Raw genomic sequence first — 18,937 nt, 5'->3', positions numbered from 1 at the left:
GTGGGATGAGCCGTTTGAACCGTTGAGCTGTGTCCCTATCGCCACATTTGGCAGGTGAAACTCAGTTGTAGGTTGTGTTGTGGACGTCTTGGATTTTGCAATTATTTCACCGTCAATTCCACGTCCCCCACACTCCTGAGGACGGTGATCCCCACCCCTCCTGACTGCAGATAGAGACCGATGTCCAGGGATCCCTGGCCCACCTGCACATTCTCAAGAATGACATGGGGCAGCCACAGGGGCAGAGTGGGCTTGGTCAAATGCACCCGTTGAGCCAGCCCGTCGATCTCCAGCCCCAGACAAGCCTGCAGCAGCAAAAACACACTGGCCGCCGCCCAAGACTGGGGCAGACAGGCCACCGGATAAAGGGTGGGGCCCTCCCGCTGTCGCCGCCGAAAGCCACAAAACAGCTCAGGCAGCCGCTTCAGCTCCAGAAACTGGCTGGCATCGAACAGCGCTGTCAAGACCCGCACCGCTTCGCCCTTGAAGCCATAGCGAGATAAGCCTGCTGCAATCAAGGCGTTGTCGTGGGGCCAGATGGAGCCGTTGTGGTAGGACATGGGGTTGTAGCGGCCCTCTCCCTCCGGCACCGTGCGGATCCCCCAGCCGCTGAAGAAAGCTGGCTCCAGCAGTTGCCGGGCAATGCAGGCAGCATGCTCGGGATGGGCGATCCCCGAAAACAGACAGTGGCCCATGTTGGAGCTGCGCACCCGGCAAGGTTGCTTCTGGCCATCCAAAGCCAGGGCATAGCCCCCCAACTCTTCGCACCAGAAGTGATCCCAAAACTGCTGCTGCAGCTCTTCCGCTTGTTGCCGCAACTGGGCAGCTTGCTCTTGCCGCCCCAGCAGCTCGGCCATCTCTGCTGCCAACTGCTTAGCTTCGTAGGCATAGCCCTGCACCTCGCACAAGGCCAGAGGTGGCTCTGCCAAAGATCCGTCCGGGTAGAAGATGGCATCTTCAGAATCTTTCCAGCCCTGGTTGCGCAGGCCCCGCCGCGCCTTGCCGGCATACTCCAAAAAGCCGTCCCCGTCCGCATCCCCGTAAGTGTCCATCCAGTGCAGGGCTGCTTCGATGTTTGGCCAGAGCTGCCGCAACAGCTCTAGATCGCCGCTGCGGCGCACGTAGCGCCCTGCTAGCACCACAAACAAAGGGGTGGAGTCAATGCTGCCGAAATAATTGCCAAAGGGGATCTCGCGCGTCTTGGCCATCTCGCTGGAGCGCTGCTCATGCAGGATCTTGCCAGGCTCCGCATCGCGGCTGGGATCCAGCTCCTGGGCCTGATGGGCCGCCAGATACAGCAGCACCCCCCGCGCCAAGTCTGGAAACCACCAGAGAGTGGCCAGGGCGGTGATCAGGGCGTCGCGCCCGAAGACCGTGGTAAACCAAGGCACCCCCGCATAGGGATAAAGCCCGTAGGGAGTGCGGGTGAGCATCATCAGCAGATCATCCCGTGAGGCGTTGAGCCAATCGTTAAACTGAGCATTGCCGGTGTCGATCCGGTGGGCTTGCGCCCGCAAGGAAGCCCTTTGCTCCCGCTCCGCCTGCAGAGCCTCCTGGTAGGTCAAAGGGGCAATCTCCTCCCCGCCGTAGCTGCAGATCACCCTCAGCTCCAAATCCCGTTCCTCCTGCGGGGCCAAAGGCACCCACCACTGCGCCAGCTTCTCCGACACTAGCTCCGGCGCCGGCAAAAATTGCAACTGGGTTTGCCGCTCCACTCCATCCAAGCCGCGGTAGCGGAGAACCACTCCCTCAGGGTTCACCTGGGCCGGCAGCACTTGACCCCGCTGGGCCCGTCGGATGCCCCGGATCTCAAAAATATCGGCAAAGTCCGCCTCAAAGCGCAGGGTAATCGGCACGCGAAACGGCTCCGAGCCGTAGTTGTGAATGCGAATGCGCTCGTAGGCTACGTTGTTCCACAGAAAAGTAGTCCGTAGAACATGCAGGGTATCTTGACCGATAAACTGCCCCTCTGAGGTGGTGAACTCCGGGTTGGTCAGATCCACCGCCAAAATATCTTTGTCTTCCCGCACCTCTGAGCTGAGCAGCAGGAACTGCTTTCCCTGCAAGTCCAACACCCAGCGGGACAAAAAGCGGGTGTCGTCCCGGAAGAGGCCATGATCCCGGATGCCGAGGGGGCGCATGTTCCCTCGCCGGTCAAAGATGGCAAAGCAGTTGTCATGCTTGAGAACATGAGAGCGTGCCTCCACCCAAGAGGCGCTGGCCCGGATGTAGTACTGATCTTGAATTTGGATGATGTCTTCTGCCATCTCGGTCTTCTCGATCCCTATCCAGCCGGTCTCCTACGCGAACAGCTTACTGCTATCGGTCCACTCAAAGGAGGCGAAGAAGCAGGGGCCCCCCGATGCAGCCCAGCAGCCCTAGCTGCTACTTGGCCCATCTAAGCCTTATTAAGCTGCCTTCTTCGCGACATCTCCTGCCGCTCGTTCACCAGTTGGCGGTAGAGAGCCTCGTAGTCCGACACCATTCTTTCCACGCTGAACCGCTCCTCAAACACCTGCCGCACCCCGGCTCGGCTCAGGGATCCCACCTTCTCCACAGCCTCCACTGCTTCCTCCACCGAGTCGACAATAAAGCCGGAGCGCCTGTCGGCCATTACCTCGGGTACTGAGCCAAAACGGGTGGCAATTACCGGCGTGCCACAGGCCATCGCTTCAATCATCACCAGCCCAAAGGGCTCCGGCCAGCGGATGGGAAACAGCACTGCATAGGCTTTGCCCAGGAACTCACTTTTCTCCTGCTCAGTAATTTCTCCCATGAGCTCCACGTTGGGATGGCGGCGGGCCAAGGGTTCAATTTGAGACTCATAGTACTGCCGATCCACAGGGTCGATTTTGATGGAAGCCTTGAGGGGCATCCCAGCCCGGACGGCAATTTCAATAGCCGTATCCAGCCCTTTCTCCGGCGAGACCCGACCCAAAAAGGCCAGATAATCCCCTGTTTCCGGGTAAAAAGAGTGGAGATCCAGAGGCAAGCCATGATAAACCGTCCCCAGCCATCGCGCCTGGGGCAAAGGCAGCCGCTGGGCATTGGAGATGGAAACTACCGGAATATCCTGAAACTCGGTGTAGAGGGGCTGAAGCTCCGGAATATCCAGCCGCCCATGCAGGGTGGCCAGAAAAGAAACCTGGGGGTGGCGACGGGCCAGGGCATAGGGATAGTAGTCGATGTGGCCGTGGATAATGTCAAACTCGTCGGCCATCTGAAAGGCTTTCTCCACCATCAAAATATGAGGAGCCACCGTGTCGATAGCCGTGGGATCCAAACGCAAAGCCCGCTCCCGAAAGGGGATTAGACGCGCTTGGGTTTGGGAGTCGCCGCTGGCGAACAACGTCACCTCATGCCCCCGCCGCACCAGCTCTTCGGTGAGCCAAGACACAACTCGCTCGGTGCCGCCGTAGAGCTTGGGGGGCACACTCTCATGCAAAGGGGCAATCTGAGCAATGCGCATAGCCATCCTCCACACCAAATCATCACCGCTCAGGGCTGTCTGCCAGACCGGGCTCACTGGCATTTCCGGCTGCTCCTAGGGAGAGCTTCTCACCCACGCCATGAGCTGCAACGTTCTTCAAGGGCAAAGCCAGGCCCAACCTTTATCGTAGCCAGCCAAGCCTGTTGGATGGGTCTTGTCGGAAAGCGTCTCATTTTCTGGCCTGACAGTTTTTGTCCAGAGGGGAAGGGGCTACACCTCACCGGCGCGTTCGCGCAAGCGTCGCGTAGCGATAACGAGCTATGCCCAGTTGCTGCCGGGGAGGCTGCTGGAGCCGGCCATAATGGGGAAACGCCATCCTAGCTGTGGCGGACATCCTTTGCGAGAGCTTGCCTGCATCCATGCTGGAGCACGACATCGTCATCATTGGGGGAGGGCTGGCCGGTTGCCGAGCGGCTTTGGAAGCTATGCGACGGGATCCCAACCTCGACCTGGCCTTGGTATCCAAAACCCATCCCATTCGCAGCCACTCGGTAGCAGCCCAAGGGGGCATTGCCGCCGCCTTACAAAATGTCGATCCGCAAGATTCCTGGGAAGCCCACGCCTTCGATACCGTCAAGGGATCCGATTACCTAGCGGATCAAGATGCGGTGGAGATTCTGGCCCGGGAAGCTCCTGAAGTGATCATCGACCTAGAACACTTGGGGGTCTTGTTCTCCCGCCTGCCGGATGGCCGCATTGCCCAGCGGGCCTTTGGGGGACACAGCCACCCGCGCACCTGTTATGCCGCCGACAAAACCGGGCACGCCATTTTGCACGAGTTGGTGAGCAACCTCAAGCGTTTTGGGGTCAAGCTCTACAGCGAATGGTATGTGCTGGATCTGATCCTGGAGGACAACCAAGCCCAGGGCGTGGTGATGTTGGAGCAGGCCAGCGGGCGGCTGGAGGTGGTGCGGGCCAAGGCGGTTATGTTGGCTACAGGCGGCTATGGGCGCATCTACAACTCCACGTCCAACGACTTTGCTTCCACCGGCGATGGCATGGCGATGGTGGCGCGGGCCGGCCTGCCTCTGCAAGATATGGAGTTTGTGCAGTTTCATCCCACGGGCCTGTATCCGGTGGGGGTGTTGATCTCAGAGGCGGTGCGCGGGGAGGGGGCCTATCTGATCAATGGGAAGGGGGAGCGCTTTATGGCCGCCTATGCCCCCAGCCAGATGGAGTTGGCCCCACGGGATATCACGTCGCGGGCAATTGTCACGGAGGTGCGGGCCGGGCGCGGTATTGACGGCAAAGATTTTGTCTACTTAGACCTGCGGCATCTGGGGGCAGAAAAGATCCACACTCGGCTGCCCTTCTGTTGGGAGGAGGCCCATCGCCACTTGGGCATCGATGCGGTTGTCGATCCCATTCCGGTGCGACCGACGGTGCACTACTGCATGGGTGGGATCCCGGTGACGGTGGATGGGCAGGTGTTGCGGGATGTCCAAACCCGTGTGGAAGGGCTGTTCGCTGCCGGTGAAACGGCCTGTGTTTCGGTGCATGGGGCCAACCGGCTGGGCAGCAACTCTCTCCTGGAGTGCATTGTTTTCGGGCGGCGCACAGGGGCAGCCCTGGTAGAAGCCGTCAGAGGTCGAGCCTTGCCGAAAGTGGACGAGGGATCCCTGCTCAAACAGGCCGCCGGGCGGATCACAAGGCTGCTAGAACGATCAGGGAAGAGCCGCATTGATCAGGTGCGGAGGCAATTTCAAGATTGCATGACCGAGCATTGTGGGGTCTACCGCACCGAATCGGTTCTCCAAGAGGGGATCCAAAAATGGCAGCAGATCCGCCAGCGTTACGAGCAGGATTTGCGCTTGGACGATCGGGGCAAGGTGTGGAACACCGAGCTAATCGAAGCGCTGGAGCTGGACAACCTCATGACGGTGGGGGCTTTGATCCTCGCCAGCGCCCTGGAACGGCGGGAAAGCCGTGGCTCCCACGCGCGGGAAGATTACCCCCAACGGGACGATCAACGGTTTTTACAACACACCTTGGCCGCTTTTCGGGAGGGATCCCCGCAGATCAGCTATCGCCCCGTGGTGATCACCCGCTTTCTCCCTCAGGAGCGGAGATACTAACTTTTCAGAGGCATCTCAGGCCGATTAGGATTGCCCTAGCATTCCTGTTGGCGAGACGGAGTCTCTTTCCAATGACTGTGGTCATTTCGATTCAAACTAGGACACTAAACCCCTAACTCAATGTTGACTGTGCGCTGCCAGAAGGCTTCTCCCAACAGCCCGGCGTCTCACCCTAACTTGAAATGACTATATCCACAACAACTATCCAATCCAAATCTGCTTTCCAGCAATTATCTAAATCTAGAGATCCCATCTCTGCCAGCTTGAAATCTCATCTACTGCCGGAGGGCCAGCCATGCAAGAAACCCTGGAAAAAGCAGCCGTCGCTCTGCAAGCGGAGCTGAATCTGGAGCCTTTTTGGATGCCCTTTACGGCCAATCGGCAATTTAAAGCCAACCCGCGCCTGTTGGTGGCCGCCCGAGACATGTACTACACCAGCCACGATGGCCGCCAAATCCTAGATGGGACTGCCGGGCTGTGGTGTGTGAATGCTGGCCACTGTCGCCCCCCAATTGTGGAAGCGATCCAACAGCAGGTGGCCCAACTGGACTACGCCCCAGCTTTTCAAATGGGCCATCCCAAAGCCTTTCAACTGGCAGAGCAGCTCATCCAGCTCACTCCTGCCGGACTGGATCACGTTTTTTTCACCAACTCTGGCTCTGAGGCGGTGGATACGGCCCTGAAAATGGCCATCGCCTACCATCGCTTACGCGGACAGGGATCCCGGCAGCGGCTGATTGGCCGAGAACGGGGCTACCACGGCGTTGGCTTTGGGGGCATCTCGGTCGGGGGCATCTCCAACAACCGCAAGTTTTTCGGCAGCCTCATTCCCGGCGTAGACCACCTACCCCACACCCACAACCTGGAGCAAAACGCCTTTAGCCGCGGCCTGCCCCGCTGGGGATCCCACTTGGCAGAAGACTTGGAGCGGATCGTCGCTCTCCACGATGCCAGCACGATTGCAGCAGTAATTGTGGAGCCGGTTGCCGGTTCAACGGGGGTGTTGCTGCCGCCGGTGGGCTATTTGGAAAAGCTGCGGGCCATTTGCGACAAGTACGGCATTCTCCTCATCTTCGACGAGGTGATCACCGGCTTTGGGCGGCTGGGATCCCCTTTTGCGGCCAACTATTTCGGAGTGGTGCCGGATCTGATTTGCTGTGCCAAGGGCCTCACCAATGGCACCATCCCAATGGGCGCGGTGATTGTCAAGCAAGAGATCTACACCGCCTTCATGGAGGCTGCTGGTTCCGCTGATGACCTGCACCGTCCAGGGGACAACAGCAGGACACTCTCCTGGAGCCCCATCGAGTTTTTCCACGGCTACACCTACTCCGGCCACCCGGTTGCCAGTGCCGCCGGCTTGGCCACCCTGAACCTGTATCGAGAAGAAGGCTTGTTCGAGCGGGCTGCCAGCCTTGCCCCCCTCTGGGAAGAGGCTCTCCATTCCCTACGGGGCTTGCCTCATGTCATCGATGTGCGCAACCTCGGCTTGGTGGGGGCAATTGAATTGGAAGGGATCCCTGGCCGACCGACAGCGCGGGCTTTTGAAGCGTTTTTGCGCTGCTACGAGCGGGGGGTATTGATTCGCACCACAGGCGATATCATCGCTCTCTCCCCACCTTTGATTATCCAGGAAACCCACATTGAACGCTTAGTCACCACTTTGAAGCAAGTTCTTCAAGAGCTACCTTAGCCCTGAGCATCGACAGGAGAAACGGATCGAGGGAGTTAGGAGCTTCTCGGGCTGGGCGTCGGCGAAGGACTGGGACGGGGAGAGGGACTGGGGCTAGGCGAAGGCGACACCGAAGGAAAAGGATTAGGGGTGCCGGTCGGCGTTGGCGAGGGGGAGGGACTGGGCGCAGGCAACACCCGTAAAGGAGCTTTGGCCGAAGCAATTCGGCCCTGGGTATCCGCCACCATTGCCGTCACCTCATAATCCCCGGTGGGAGCAGAAGCAGGAATGGTAATGGGGATGGTGCCGATGCAGGTTTTGCTGTTGGGCTGACAGCCGACGGCAGCGGCAGTGAAATCAAAGGTGAGGGTGAGGGGGCTTTGTCGGATTTCCACCCGGAAACTGATGCCGGCCCCCAAACCCGCAGGAGTCGTCACGGCCACCAGCACGTTGAAGGGTACTGTCTGTCGCGCGTCCGTCAGCGACACCACGGCAATCGAAGGCGGCTCTGCCGCAAAGGAAGCGGTGGGAGAGGGGCTGGGAGTGGGGAAAGGATTAAAGAGGGGAGTGGAAGTGGGGGTTGGGGTGAGCAGCGGCGTAGGGACAGGACTGGGGATGAGGAAAGGAGTGGGCGTTGGGGCCACCACCGAGATCGGCGTGATGGTAACCGCAGGCTGTTCGCGGGCATCTTCCTGGCAGGCCACCAGTGACAACGACAGAAGAGCGGCCACACTGGTTTTGATCACAGGGGCTGCTAACGTCCAGCTCTGACGGAACCTATGGGGCTGCTGTCTCATGGGCTTTGACTCCTCACAACGCAAAGCTATGGGATCTTGCCGGTTCTAGGAGAGCCGAGCTTCGGTGGCATTCAACTCAAAAACCCGGCCAACCTGCTTCCTCAGCCGCAAAAGCAGGAGCGTCTCACACGCTGCTAACACTATAGATAGAGCATTAGTTTTTTGCAAACCCCATCTGTGGAATCTCCTTCGGGGGTGAAGCTAGACAGAGGGGAACGACCTGGGCCGAGTTAGACTGGTAAGCGTGACAGCAAGAGGGGATCCATGGCAGCAAGGGCGGGAGCAGAACCATCTTCTGGCTGTGGAGAAGCAGAGGGGCAGACTGCCGTTGGCGTTGAGGCTCCGCACCGTTCAAAGGACGTCCGCGGGACGGAGTGTGCCCAGGAAGGGCCGCAGGAAGCTTGCGGAGTGTTTGGCATTCTGGCCCCAGGAGAGGAGGTGGCCAAGCTGGCCTACTTTGGCCTATTTGCCTTGCAGCATCGTGGTCAAGAATCGGCAGGGATTGCCACTTTTGAGGGAGCCTTTTGCCGGGTTCACAAAGCGATGGGCTTGGTCTCTCAGGTCTTCGACGAGGTGAACTTGGCCCAACTCACCGGGGATCTGGCAGTTGGTCACACCCGCTACTCCACCACCGGATCCAGCCGCGTGGCCAATGCTCAGCCGGTTATCGTGGAGACTCGCCTGGGGCCGCTGGCTCTGGCCCACAACGGCAATTTGGTCAACGCTGAAGAGCTGCGGAAGGAACTGGAGGCCGCCGACCGGCACCTGACCAGCAGCACCGACTCCGAGTGTATTGCCCATGCCATTGCCCAGGCAGTGAACCAAGGTCAGGACTGGATTGCGGCCATCTGCCAAGCTTTGCGCCGCTGTCAGGGAGCTTTCAGTTTGGTGATCGGCACGCCAGAGGGCCTGATCGGGGCACGGGATCCCTATGGGGTGCGTCCGCTGGTGTTGGGGCTTTTGGGCAGCAACCCTGCTTTGGATGAGCTGCTGCAGCCGCAGATGCTGGAGATCATCTGTAGCGACGGCACCCTCAGCCACCCCGAGGCCGAGCCGCTGCATTATGTATTGGCTTCAGAAACCTGTGCTTTGGATATCATCGGGGCCGATCCTCTGCGGCAGGTGGAGCCGGGAGAGTTGGTGTGGATCAGCCGTCGGGGGCTGCAATCGGTGCGTTGGGCGGAGGCCACCCCCAAGCTGTGCATCTTCGAGATGATCTACTTCGCCCGCCCCGACAGTTGGATGCACGGGGAAAGCCTCTACTCCTACCGGGTGCGGCTGGGAGAACAACTGGCCAAGGAGGCTCCGGCAGAGGCCGACTGGGTGATCTCCGTTCCCGATTCCGGCACGCCGGCGGCCATTGGCTATGCTCGCCAGTCGGGGATCCCTTACACGGAAGGGCTGATCAAAAATCGCTACGTGGGCCGCACCTTTATCCAGCCCACCCAATCCATGCGGGAGCGGGGCATTCGCATGAAGCTCAACCCCCTGGAGGATGTGCTGGGGGGGAAGCGGATTGTGATTGTGGACGACTCGATTGTGCGGGGCACCACCAGCCAGAAAATCGTCAAGGCCCTGCGCCAGGCGGGGGCTACCCAGGTCCACATGCGCATTTCCAGCCCCCCGGTTACCCATCCCTGCTTCTACGGCATCGATACCGATAGCCAGGATCAGTTGATTGCTGCCCAGCATTCCGTAGAGGAAATCGCCGAGAAGATTGGAGTGGATTCTTTGGCCTACTTGAGCTGGGAAGGCATGCTGGCTGCCACGGGCCGGGATCCCAACTCGTTCTGCTCCGCTTGCTTTACCGGCCACTACCCCATCCCCATCCCAGAAGGGCTGAAGCGCTCCAAGCTGGCCCTGGAACTGGTGGCTACTGGCAAGAGCCGCTAGGCTGCTCAGGGATCCCCGCTAGACTGAGAAGAAGAATTGCTTGGGGCAAGCCATGACTTTTCGCCTACGCCAATTGGGGGATCCCATCCTGACGCAAGTGGCCGAGCCGGTGACGGAGTTCAAAACGCCGGCCTTGCAAGATCTCATAGAAGGCATGCTGGCTACCCTGAAAGAGGCGCAGGGGGTGGGCTTGGCTGCTCCTCAGGTGGGATCCCTGCTCCAAGTGCTGATTGTGGCCTCTCGTCCCAATCCCCGCTATCCCAACGCCCCACAGATGCAGCCTTTGGTGATGGTTAACCCCCGTCTGTTGGCTTGTAGTGCTGAACAGGTGCTGGGTTGGGAAGGCTGCTTGAGTGTGCCCAATTGCCGTGGTCTGGTGGCCCGCGCCCGCGAAGTGGAGGTGGAGTATTACACTCCAGAAGGCGTTCAGCAAAGGGTGGTCTGGCAGGATTTTCCGGCGCGGATCTTTCAGCACGAATACGATCACCTGATGGGTCGGGTGTTCCTGCAGCGGCAGCCTCGGCAACTGCTTACCGAAGCCCAGTACCAAGCACAGATTTTGGGTCAGCCCGCCTGAGGGATCCCACCATGCCCTACTTAGTCATCTACGACGGCCTCTGCAACCTCTGTGCCACCGGCGTTCAGCTCTTGGAGCAACTGGATCGCGGACGGCAGTTTTGCTATGCCCCCATGCAAGATGCTTCTACCCTGGCCCAATGGGGGATCCCACCGGAGCAGGTGGAGCTGGGGATGATCCTCATCGACCTGGAGCAGCCGGAGCGCCGTTGGCAGGGATCCGCTGCCGTTGAACAGATTGCTGCTCTTCTGCCGGGCGGGGAGCTGTGGTTGGCTCTGTACCGCAGCTTCCCTGGCTTGAAGGGTCTTGGGGATCGAGGCTACGAACAGATCCGAGATCACCGCTACGAGTGGTTTGGCCGCCGCAACACCTTGTATTTGTCTGCCTACCCTGCTTGTGTTGCCTGCCGGGATCCCTTGGCCGAGGCTGAGGGAAAAGCTGCAGCACCAGCCGCCGGCAAGGCAGAAGCAAGCCGATAGCCAAAATGGAAGTTCCCTCTTCCTCAGCTCGCTATCTTGGATCAGGGAATTTGAAAAAGGATTGAATTCCTGTATCAAAGGTTAACCTTTCTAAGGGAATTCCCTGAACTGGTCTTGACCCTCTCTAAGCCCATAGCAAGAATAGGAACAAAGCAGCCAAAGGGGGGATGAGGCGTGCCTACAGTTACTGATAAAGATCTGGGCAATATCGATTGCAGTTTAGAGATCCTCCAGCCGGTTTTGAGAGGCAAGGATCCCAGAAGCGCAAACGGCGCCATCAAATGTTTTAGCCATTACAACGGAAAAGGCAGAGAGCTTCTCCTCCAAACCCTAAACCAACCTCTGGATTGGGAAAAGCAGTTTGCTCTCTGGACAACCCTAATGGATTCGGGTGATCCCCAACTTATCCAAATCGCGAAAGCCTATCCGGTTACCCTTCGTCCGGTGGGAGATCTGGGGGCAAAATTGGAGGCTGGCGAGCGAGATTTCCGCTGGGCGGATTTGAGAAAGGCCAACCTCAGTCAGCGAGATCTGAGTGGGGCAGACTTGAGAGGAGCAAACCTAAACCGCGCGAGACTGAGCCAGGTGAATCTCAGCCATGCCAACCTGAGCGGAGCCAATCTAACTCAAGCAGACCTCAGCGGGGCCGATCTGAACGGAGCCAACCTGAGCGGAGCCAACCTCCTGGGCACCAACCTCATCGGCGCCAGCTTGCTGGGGGCCAACCTAACGGACGCCAACTTGAGGTGGGTTGTCATTTCTCCCAAAACGCAGATGGATCCCAAGTGGCACCTGGTGTGGACAATCATCAACGGCGTTGCCCAGGGGGAAAGCCTAGCCCAAGCCGACTTGAGCGGAGCCAACTTGGAGCGGGCCGACCTGAGGGGAAGAGACCTGACGCGAGCAAATCTCAGAGGGGCGAGGCTGGCCGCGGCCAACTTGAGAGGAGCCAACCTCAGCGAGGCCAACTTGGAGGGGGCCGACTTGACTCAGGCCAACCTGCGGGGAGCCAAGCTGGAGCTGGCGAACCTGCGCAGAGTTCTCGTCTCTTCTGAGACACAGCTGGATCCCAAGTGGCGCTTGGTGTGGGAGCTCGTCAACGGCCGTGCTCAGGAAAAAAAACTGAACCACGTTGACTTGAGCAGGGCTATTCTAGAGCGGGCCGACCTGAGGGGAAGAGACCTGACGCGAGCAAATCTCAAAGGGGCGAGGCTGGCCGCGGCCAACTTGAGAGGAGCCAACCTCAGCCAAGCCAACCTCAGCGAGGCCAACTTGGAGGGGGCCGACTTGACTCAGGCCAACCTGCGGGGAGCCAAGCTGGAGCTGGCGAACCTGCGCAGAGTTCTCGTCTCTTCTGAGACACAGCTGGATCCCAAGTGGCGCTTGGTGTGGGAGCTCGTCAACGGCCGTGCTCAGGCAAGAAACCTGATCTATGCCGACCTGAGCAGGGCCAATTTGAGCCAGGCTGACTTGAGCGGAGTCAAGCTTACAGGGGCGAGCTTGGTGGAGGCTGACCTGAGAGGAACTAACCTCAGCGGGGCAAATTTGAGGTGGGCAGAGTTGGGCAAAGCCAATCTGAGTCAGGCGGACTTGAGAGGCGCCAACCTCAGCCAGACCAATCTGAATAAGGCAAACCTGGAGGGAACCAACCTCTGTGGAGCCAGCCTGATCAAGGCTGAACTGGTCAGGGCCAAACTGGTGGGGGCCAAATTGGTCGGCGCCAAGCTCATTGGAGCCAACTTGAGCAAGGCCAGCTTAGTTGGCACCGACCTGAGGGAGGCTAACCTCATCGGCACCAACCTCAGCGAGGCCAAGCTGGGCAGGTCGGGTTTGAACTTGCTTGATGTCAATGCTCCCAGCCCTCTGCGCTACCTGAGCCAAACGGACTTGAGCGGGGCAGATCTGAGGAAAGCCAACCTGAGCCGGGCAGACCTTAGCCAAGTCAAGCTCATCGGAGCTAACCTAAGCCGAGCTTCCCTAAGCAGAGCCGATCTCAGCGGGGCTGACCTGAGCGCAGCTAGCCTCAACAAGGCCAAGCTAGGAGAAGCCAACCTAACCCAGACCAAGCTGGGCAGAGCCAAGTTACGTAACGCTTACCTCAGCGGTGCCGACCTCAGCGGGGCCAACCTGAGGGGGGCAGATCTGAAATTGGCCAACCTGCGACGCTCTATTCTTTCTCCAGAAACTCAGCTCGATGCCAAGTGGCATCTTGTGTGGGAACTGGTCAATGGTCGGCCCGACAACAGAAACCTGGAGGGAGCCAACTTAAGCGGAGCTAACTTGAACTGGATCGACTTGGGCGGAGTCAAGCTGGTCGGCGCCAATTTAAGCGGGGCCAACCTTATTGGAGCCAATCTCAGCGGGGCCGATCTCAGCCGAGCCAATCTCAGCGGGGCCGATCTCAGTTGGGCTGACCTGAGCTATGCCAACTTGGAAGGCTCCAACCTGGATCATGCCACTGTAGAAGGCGCAAACCTCAAAGGCGCAAGACTTGATTTCAAGTGGAAATGGATCTGGCTGTCCCTCTGGCTTAAAGGTTTGGCGAGCATCTGGTTTGACCACCGCGATACCCTCTACCTACCTCCCCCAACTCCTGCAAAACGCTAGCGGGATCCCCTAGCTGACAACCCATGCTACTTGCCCCTAGCCGGCAGCTAAACTGCGGGGAGTCAACAGGAGAGGCGCTGTACTTAAGGGATCCCTTGACGACAGAGCATTAGCCCTAACTCGTTTTGCCCATCTCCAAGATCATCTCCGCCATACTTATGCCTTGCGCCTCTGGAACCCCTATTTACAGGCACCGGATTTCTTTCCTTTATTCAAAAGCGGCACGGCCTATCCTGCCACTCTTGAGCTGCCGCCGCTTCAAGCCAATAAGAATGGGCAAAGCCACATTCACCTGGTGATTGGCGAAATCACTGAAGAGGGGTCAACCGAGGTTGTCTGTACTTCCAGCGGTAAAGTCAGCGAAGGGGATATTGATCTCGTTTTGGAAGAGAAAAAACAATACATCCGCCAAACTGAAATCCTGGAGTTTTACAATCCCTCTGAGACTCTGCAAAACGTCGGTGGCCTGGAAAACCTCAAAGCCTGGATTAGGGGGCGCCGCAACAGCTTCAGTGTTCAGGCCCATGCCTATGGCCTACCAAGCCCCAAAGGGATTTTGCTGGTTGGCATTCAGGGCACCGGCAAATCCCTATGTGCCAAAACCATCGCCCGCGAGTGGCGAATGCCTCTGCTCAAGCTGGATGTGGGACGATTGTTCGGGGGCATTGTCGGGGAAAGCGAAAGCCGTGTGCGCCAGATGATCCAAATTGCCGAAGCCATGGCCCCTTGTGTGTTGTGGATTGATGAGTTGGATAAAGCCTTTGGCGGCGTCAACAGCGAGTTTTCAGGGGATTCGGGCACCAGCAAGCGGGTCTTCGGCAGCCTGATCACCTGGATGCAGGAAAAAACCAAACCCGTTTTTATTGTTGCCACCGCCAACAATGTCCGCATCTTGCCGGCCGAGCTGCTGCGCAAAGGCCGGTTTGACGAAATTTTCTTCGTCAATTTGCCCAACCAACGGGAGCGGGAAGAGATTTTTCGAGTCCATGTCCAACGGCTACGGTCCAACCGAGTACGAGACTTCTCCTATACTGAGCTGGCCATGGCTGCAGAAGATTTCAGCGGGGCGGAAATTGAACAGACCATTTACGATGCCATGCACATGGCCTTTAATCAGGATCCACCCCGCGAGTTCACCCAAGAAGATATCCTGACCGCCATTCGCCAAACGGTTCCTCTAGCTGCCATCGCTCGTGACCAAATTCAAAGCTTGAAAGAATGGGCTGCCGAGTCAGGAGCACGTACCGCTTCCCAAGATCAAAAGTTGATTCAGGAGCTACGGACCATCGTCCAGAAGAGAGGGTTAGGCTACATTGAAGTTGATAGTCCCCCATCCTTTTCCTCTCCACCTCCTGCCTAAGCTGTTTTGGTCGGCTCGTTCCGAGTTGTGGCAGCTCCGTGGAAGTAGGCTTGCAAGCATTTTTTCCTGCAAGACGCAGAAAAACTCCGGTTGCCGCTCCGCTTGAATTTGCTGCCTGTGGATTAGCCCCCGTTAAATCCGTCCGGGGAAGCCGCCGATTGATCTGAGCTGCTCAGGTGGCCCCTTGTTGGATTAACTTCCGGCAGCTCCCAGGCAGGGCACTGGGATCGGATCCCGCACGTTAGCGTGCAGGACCGATGGTTTTGCACTTTTCGTATCCTTGACTACAGATTTTTTGGTAGGATTGATCGTGTAGAGGTACTGGTATGTAGAGCAGCCTTATGAGTGCAATCGCTGAAATGAGGGGGACAAGTCTCCTGGCCCGCCATCGCCAAAACATAGCAGCCTCCCTGGCCCGTCGTTTGGAAGCAGCTAGAGCGGCCAACAACACCCGCTTGATGGAGCTGCTGAAACAAGAAGAGCGGCAGCTGGCAGCCGAGTACGGCGGCAGGGATCCCTTCTCTTCAGCGCTCTTCAGAGGACTGCGCCACCTTTGGCAGAGCCTGAAGGCAGTCTTGGCGGCCTGCGATGAACTGCGGGTGCGGCAGTGGGTAGATGGCAGCGGCATGGTCTGGTGGTCTGTCCAAGACCCAATCACGGGAGAGCGCCTGTGTACCCATTCCGAGGGGGAGCTCATGGAGTGGATCGAGAAGCACCAGCGAGAGGATTAGTCTTCGCGGCTAGGACTTGCCTGAGCACCAATAGCCAGTGTTTCCCCTGGCGCTTCGTGCGTGTCCCAGTCTTTCCAGCTTGGGGAGGAAGGGAACAAAAAGTTTCACGGCTAGGCCGGGGCAATGGCCACCTGAGAATCCAAATTGATAGGATTACGAAGACTCATCATCTGCTTTAGGGGCCCTGGGATGGTTTGGCAATTGTTGACGTGGCCGGCCCAAAGTTTGCTTTGGCTAGCGGAGCAGATCCAAGAACGCGCCGAAGCGCAGCTAGACAGCAAAGAAAACCTGCAAAAAGAACTTACAGCCCTGCAAATTCAGCTAGATTTGGGAGAAATTGACGAAGAAACCTACGCCCGCCGAGAAGAGGAGATTTTATTGGCTCTGGAAGCCTTAACCCAAGCAGAAGGAGAAGCCGAAGCATAGAGTTCTGCCGGTGGGCCTGGAAGGGATCCCTCAGCATTGCAGGGGGGGCAGAACATGGGAGAATGAGCTTCTGTACACCCCCATCTTTCCTGGGCTGTTTTCAATGACTGGATCCCATGAAACCTTGGTGCTCCGTGACGAGCAAAACCAGCCTCTCAAGTGCGAGATCCTGCGGCAGGTGGTCATCGACGAGCAGACCTATGCTCTGGTGACTCCCGTTGATGCTGTGATTAAAGTGCTGGTTTGGGAAGGGGAAGAGGAACCCAGCCAAGCGGTGAACGGCGATGCCGACATGGAAGGGATCCTGGACGAGCCGGATCCCGAAGAGCTACAGGCTGCCCTGCCCACCATCCAGGCTGTTCTGGGGGAGTTGAACCTCACCTTGCAGCAAAATGGCTTCGACATCCTCACGGTTCAGGGGGAATTGCCCCCAGTCGAAGAGGAAGATGTGTTCGAGCTGGGCGAGAGCGAGGAAGATGCCCAGGAGTTTCAACTGCTAGCTACCTTTTTCTACCAAGAGAAGAAATACGGCATCTTTACTCCCCTCGATCCCGCTTTGCTCTACGCCGCTTTGCCCGACGAAGGGGATCCCTACCTGCTCACCCCCGATGAGCCGCCAGAGCTTTTTGATCAGCTCTATGCCCTGCTGCTGGATCTCGATGAGGAATGGGAAGACGGAGATGACGAAGAAGATGAAGACGAAGATTAGGCGGTCAACCCCTTCTGTTCTGCCGAGTTGGATACTCCTGCCCAGCCAGTCGCCTCGGCGGTGCGGAGCACCATAGGGATAGAGGTGGTGAAACTACCCGGTAAAACTTGCCCAGAGTTTTTCACCAGCCACTCCAGACCCGTCTCAACATCTGTCGGGGGCGTCGGATCTGCGGGCCAAGGGTCAGAATAAGCCAGCCTCAGACCAGCCGCCTGAGCATTGCGTAGCGAAGGAGCAACAGGGATGCAGCCGGTTGATTTAACCACCCTGCGTGCTGTGCTCGCCGATCTAACCCAGGCTAAGACAGGTCGGGATCCAGTGTTGCCTGCCCGCGTGGAATGGATCCAACAGACCGATCTGTGGACGGTGGTCATTGGCTTGCGCACCCTCACTGCCCGCCCCTGCTTGCTGTTGTGCTGGCATCCTCAGGCGGCCCGTCTCCACCTCTGTCAGCCTCCTCCCAAAGAGCCGGATGGCTTTCAATTCAGCCAGTTCCTCCAACGGCACCTGAAGGGTTTGGCTCTGACGGAGCTGGCTCTGCTGGACGATTGGGAACGGGTGATTGACTTGCGCTTTGCCCCTCGGCCCGGGGATCCCCCTTATCGCCATCTCTACCTGGAGGTGATGGGCAAGCACAGCAATGCCATTTTGGTGGACGAGGCGGGCATGATCTTGGCCAGTGGCCATGGGGTGAGCGAGCGCCAATCGCGAATCCGTCCAGTGCAGCCGGGCCTGCCCTACGAGGCTCCTCCGGCCCTAACCGATCCGATCCCGCAGCGATCCGAGCCCTTCTCCTGCTGGCAAGAGCGCGTTGCCCTGATCCCTGGCCCCATCGGCCAACGGCTGTTGCGCTGTTATCGCGGCCTCAGTCGGCATTTGGTGGAAGCGATGTGCCATCAGGCTGGGATCCCGCCGCAAACCTCCACCGATCACCTCTCTGCCCGCGATTGGCAGGCACTGTTTGCCAGGTGGCAAGACTGGTTAACCCGTCTGGAAACAGGCCAGTTTGACCCAGCTCCCACTCCCCAGGGATACACCGTCCTCGGCTGGGCAAGCGGTGCCGTTCCCGTTAGCGGGACGGAGTCCCTGCAACAACCTTCTCGACTCAATCTGCACCAACTTCTGGAAGGCTACTACCAGGCTCAGCTTAACCGCGAACAGTTTGAGCGAGAGCGCCACCGTCTGCTGCAAAGGGTATCCACCCTGCTGAAAAAGCTCTATCAGCGGCGAGAGCAATTTGAGGCAATGCTGGCCGACTCCACCCAAGCGGAAGCCTCCAAGCAGGCTGCCGACTTGTTGATGGCCCACCTCCACCTTTGGCGGCCAGGGCTGCACCACATCGAGCTGCCGGATTTTGCCAGCGGCCAGACGGTCAAGATCCCTCTCGACCCCGAAAAAAATGCCATTCTCAATGCCCAAGCCTACTACCGCAAGCACCGCAAACAAAAACGGGCCCAGGATGCTATCCGGCCCCTACAAGAGGCGCTCGGCCAAGAGATCCTCTACCTCGAGCAGGTGGAAGCGTCTCTACAGCAGCTAGACACCTATCGGGATCCCCAAGACTTGACCACCCTCAAGGAAATTGAGACCGAGCTGATTGAACAGCGCTACTTGGAGAGTCCCACTCGCAACAGCGGGACAGAGTCTCTGCGGGCGAGCTCAAAACATGCCTCACCGGCAACCTTCAACCCCCACCGCTTTACCAGCCCCAGTGGCTTCTCCATTTGGGTGGGGCGCAACAACCTGCAAAATGATCAGCTCACCTTTCGCGTGGCTCAGGAACACGATTGGTGGTTTCATGCCCAAGAGATCCCCGGTAGTCATGTGCTGCTGCGCTTGCCCCCCGGGGCTGTAGCAGAAAGCGAAGATCTGCAGGCGGCTGCTGATTTGGCGGCCCATTTCAGCCGCGGTCGCCTCAGCGAACAGGTGCCGGTGGTCTATACCCGCCCGAAACTGGTGTTCAAACCCAAGGGATCCCCGCCCGGCATGGTCGTTTACAAGCAGGAGCAGGTGCTTTGGGGGCGGCCCAGCCGTGCTCAATTCCTCATTGCGTCAGCCCTCGTGAACACCGACGCGACCGGTGGCTTCGTTTCTGGCCCATGCCACGAGCAGGCTTGAGGG

At 58.6% G+C, this 18,937-nt stretch carries 13 protein-coding genes and 1 pseudogene; 11 read left to right on the top strand and 3 right to left on the bottom strand.

Features of this window, described 5'->3' with window-relative positions; genetic code table 11:
• Nucleotides 1-101: 101 nt before the first annotated feature.
• Nucleotides 102-2,267, bottom strand: a complete 2,166-nt coding sequence (locus ACVWZ1_RS05240) for an amylo-alpha-1,6-glucosidase (RefSeq protein ID WP_457502741.1) — start codon at nt 2,265-2,267, stop codon at nt 102-104.
• Nucleotides 2,268-2,398: 131 nt separating this feature from the next.
• A complete protein-coding gene (locus ACVWZ1_RS05235; RefSeq protein WP_457502740.1) occupies nt 2,399-3,469 on the bottom strand; it encodes a glycosyltransferase family 4 protein in 1,071 nt (356 codons plus the stop codon).
• 380 nt (nt 3,470-3,849) lie between these two features.
• Between ACVWZ1_RS05235 and ACVWZ1_RS05230 the strand changes: the two genes are divergently transcribed.
• Nucleotides 3,850-5,565: a succinate dehydrogenase/fumarate reductase flavoprotein subunit gene (locus ACVWZ1_RS05230; RefSeq protein ID WP_457502773.1), complete on the top strand. Its 1,716-nt coding sequence runs from the start codon at nt 3,850-3,852 to the stop codon at nt 5,563-5,565.
• A gap of 295 nt (nt 5,566-5,860) precedes the next feature.
• Nucleotides 5,861-7,258, top strand: coding sequence for an aminotransferase class III-fold pyridoxal phosphate-dependent enzyme (locus ACVWZ1_RS05225; RefSeq protein WP_457502739.1), 1,398 nt, complete (start codon nt 5,861-5,863; stop codon nt 7,256-7,258).
• A 35-nt stretch (nt 7,259-7,293) separates the two neighbouring features.
• Here the strand turns inward: ACVWZ1_RS05225 and ACVWZ1_RS05220 are convergent, their stop codons facing one another.
• A complete protein-coding gene (locus tag ACVWZ1_RS05220; protein ID WP_457502738.1) occupies nt 7,294-8,034 on the bottom strand; it encodes a hypothetical protein in 741 nt (246 codons plus the stop codon).
• Nucleotides 8,035-8,298: 264 nt separating this feature from the next.
• Between ACVWZ1_RS05220 and purF the strand changes: the two genes are divergently transcribed.
• The 9 genes and pseudogenes from purF (at nt 8,299) to ACVWZ1_RS05175 (ending at nt 18,934) form a co-directional block, all read left to right on the top strand.
• Nucleotides 8,299-9,927 (top strand): amidophosphoribosyltransferase, encoded by a 1,629-nt coding sequence (gene purF / locus ACVWZ1_RS05215; RefSeq protein ID WP_457502736.1) that lies wholly within the window; start codon nt 8,299-8,301, stop codon nt 9,925-9,927.
• Between the two features lie 52 nt (nt 9,928-9,979).
• Nucleotides 9,980-10,504, top strand: coding sequence for a peptide deformylase (def, locus tag ACVWZ1_RS05210; protein ID WP_414342313.1), 525 nt, complete (start codon nt 9,980-9,982; stop codon nt 10,502-10,504).
• A gap of 11 nt (nt 10,505-10,515) precedes the next feature.
• On the top strand, nt 10,516-10,983 hold the full coding sequence (locus ACVWZ1_RS05205; RefSeq protein WP_457502735.1) for a thiol-disulfide oxidoreductase DCC family protein: 468 nt from the start codon (nt 10,516-10,518) through the stop codon (nt 10,981-10,983).
• A gap of 381 nt (nt 10,984-11,364) precedes the next feature.
• Nucleotides 11,365-13,590, top strand: a complete 2,226-nt coding sequence (locus ACVWZ1_RS05200; protein WP_457502734.1) for a pentapeptide repeat-containing protein — start codon at nt 11,365-11,367, stop codon at nt 13,588-13,590.
• Between the two features lie 352 nt (nt 13,591-13,942).
• Nucleotides 13,943-14,950 (top strand): annotated as a pseudogene (locus ACVWZ1_RS05195) (AAA family ATPase); the annotation flags it as partial.
• Between the two features lie 341 nt (nt 14,951-15,291).
• Nucleotides 15,292-15,681, top strand: coding sequence for a hypothetical protein (locus ACVWZ1_RS05190; RefSeq protein WP_414342319.1), 390 nt, complete (start codon nt 15,292-15,294; stop codon nt 15,679-15,681).
• Between the two features lie 189 nt (nt 15,682-15,870).
• Nucleotides 15,871-16,107: a gas vesicle protein GvpG gene (locus ACVWZ1_RS05185; RefSeq protein ID WP_011433717.1), complete on the top strand. Its 237-nt coding sequence runs from the start codon at nt 15,871-15,873 to the stop codon at nt 16,105-16,107.
• Between the two features lie 103 nt (nt 16,108-16,210).
• Nucleotides 16,211-16,816, top strand: a complete 606-nt coding sequence (locus ACVWZ1_RS05180; protein WP_457502732.1) for a DUF3727 domain-containing protein — start codon at nt 16,211-16,213, stop codon at nt 16,814-16,816.
• Nucleotides 16,817-17,059: 243 nt separating this feature from the next.
• The gene (locus ACVWZ1_RS05175; protein ID WP_457502730.1) at nt 17,060-18,934 is read left to right on the top strand and encodes an Rqc2 family fibronectin-binding protein; all 1,875 of its coding nucleotides are present in this window, start codon (nt 17,060-17,062) and stop codon (nt 18,932-18,934) included.
• Nucleotides 18,935-18,937: the final 3 nt, after the last annotated feature.

Source organism: Thermostichus sp. MS-CIW-25 (genome assembly GCF_054060015.1).
This window is presented reverse-complemented; position numbering and strand designations above follow the sequence as displayed.

What these genes read in the sequence shown, in the direction of transcription:
- ACVWZ1_RS05240 (WP_457502741.1), bottom strand. Translation starts at nt 2,267, where the DNA reads ATGGCAGAAGACATCATCCAAATTCAAGATCAGTACTACATCCGGGCC.
- ACVWZ1_RS05235 (WP_457502740.1), bottom strand. Translation starts at nt 3,469, where the DNA reads ATGCGCATTGCTCAGATTGCCCCTTTGCATGAGAGTGTGCCCCCCAAG.
- ACVWZ1_RS05230 (WP_457502773.1), top strand. Translation starts at nt 3,850, where the DNA reads ATGCTGGAGCACGACATCGTCATCATTGGGGGAGGGCTGGCCGGTTGC.
- ACVWZ1_RS05225 (WP_457502739.1), top strand. Translation starts at nt 5,861, where the DNA reads ATGCAAGAAACCCTGGAAAAAGCAGCCGTCGCTCTGCAAGCGGAGCTG.
- ACVWZ1_RS05220 (WP_457502738.1), bottom strand. Translation starts at nt 8,034, where the DNA reads ATGAGACAGCAGCCCCATAGGTTCCGTCAGAGCTGGACGTTAGCAGCC.
- purF (WP_457502736.1), top strand. Translation starts at nt 8,299, where the DNA reads ATGGCAGCAAGGGCGGGAGCAGAACCATCTTCTGGCTGTGGAGAAGCA.
- def (WP_414342313.1), top strand. Translation starts at nt 9,980, where the DNA reads ATGACTTTTCGCCTACGCCAATTGGGGGATCCCATCCTGACGCAAGTG.
- ACVWZ1_RS05205 (WP_457502735.1), top strand. Translation starts at nt 10,516, where the DNA reads ATGCCCTACTTAGTCATCTACGACGGCCTCTGCAACCTCTGTGCCACC.
- ACVWZ1_RS05200 (WP_457502734.1), top strand. Translation starts at nt 11,365, where the DNA reads ATGGATTCGGGTGATCCCCAACTTATCCAAATCGCGAAAGCCTATCCG.
- ACVWZ1_RS05190 (WP_414342319.1), top strand. Translation starts at nt 15,292, where the DNA reads ATGAGTGCAATCGCTGAAATGAGGGGGACAAGTCTCCTGGCCCGCCAT.
- ACVWZ1_RS05185 (WP_011433717.1), top strand. Translation starts at nt 15,871, where the DNA reads ATGGTTTGGCAATTGTTGACGTGGCCGGCCCAAAGTTTGCTTTGGCTA.
- ACVWZ1_RS05180 (WP_457502732.1), top strand. Translation starts at nt 16,211, where the DNA reads ATGACTGGATCCCATGAAACCTTGGTGCTCCGTGACGAGCAAAACCAG.
- ACVWZ1_RS05175 (WP_457502730.1), top strand. Translation starts at nt 17,060, where the DNA reads ATGCAGCCGGTTGATTTAACCACCCTGCGTGCTGTGCTCGCCGATCTA.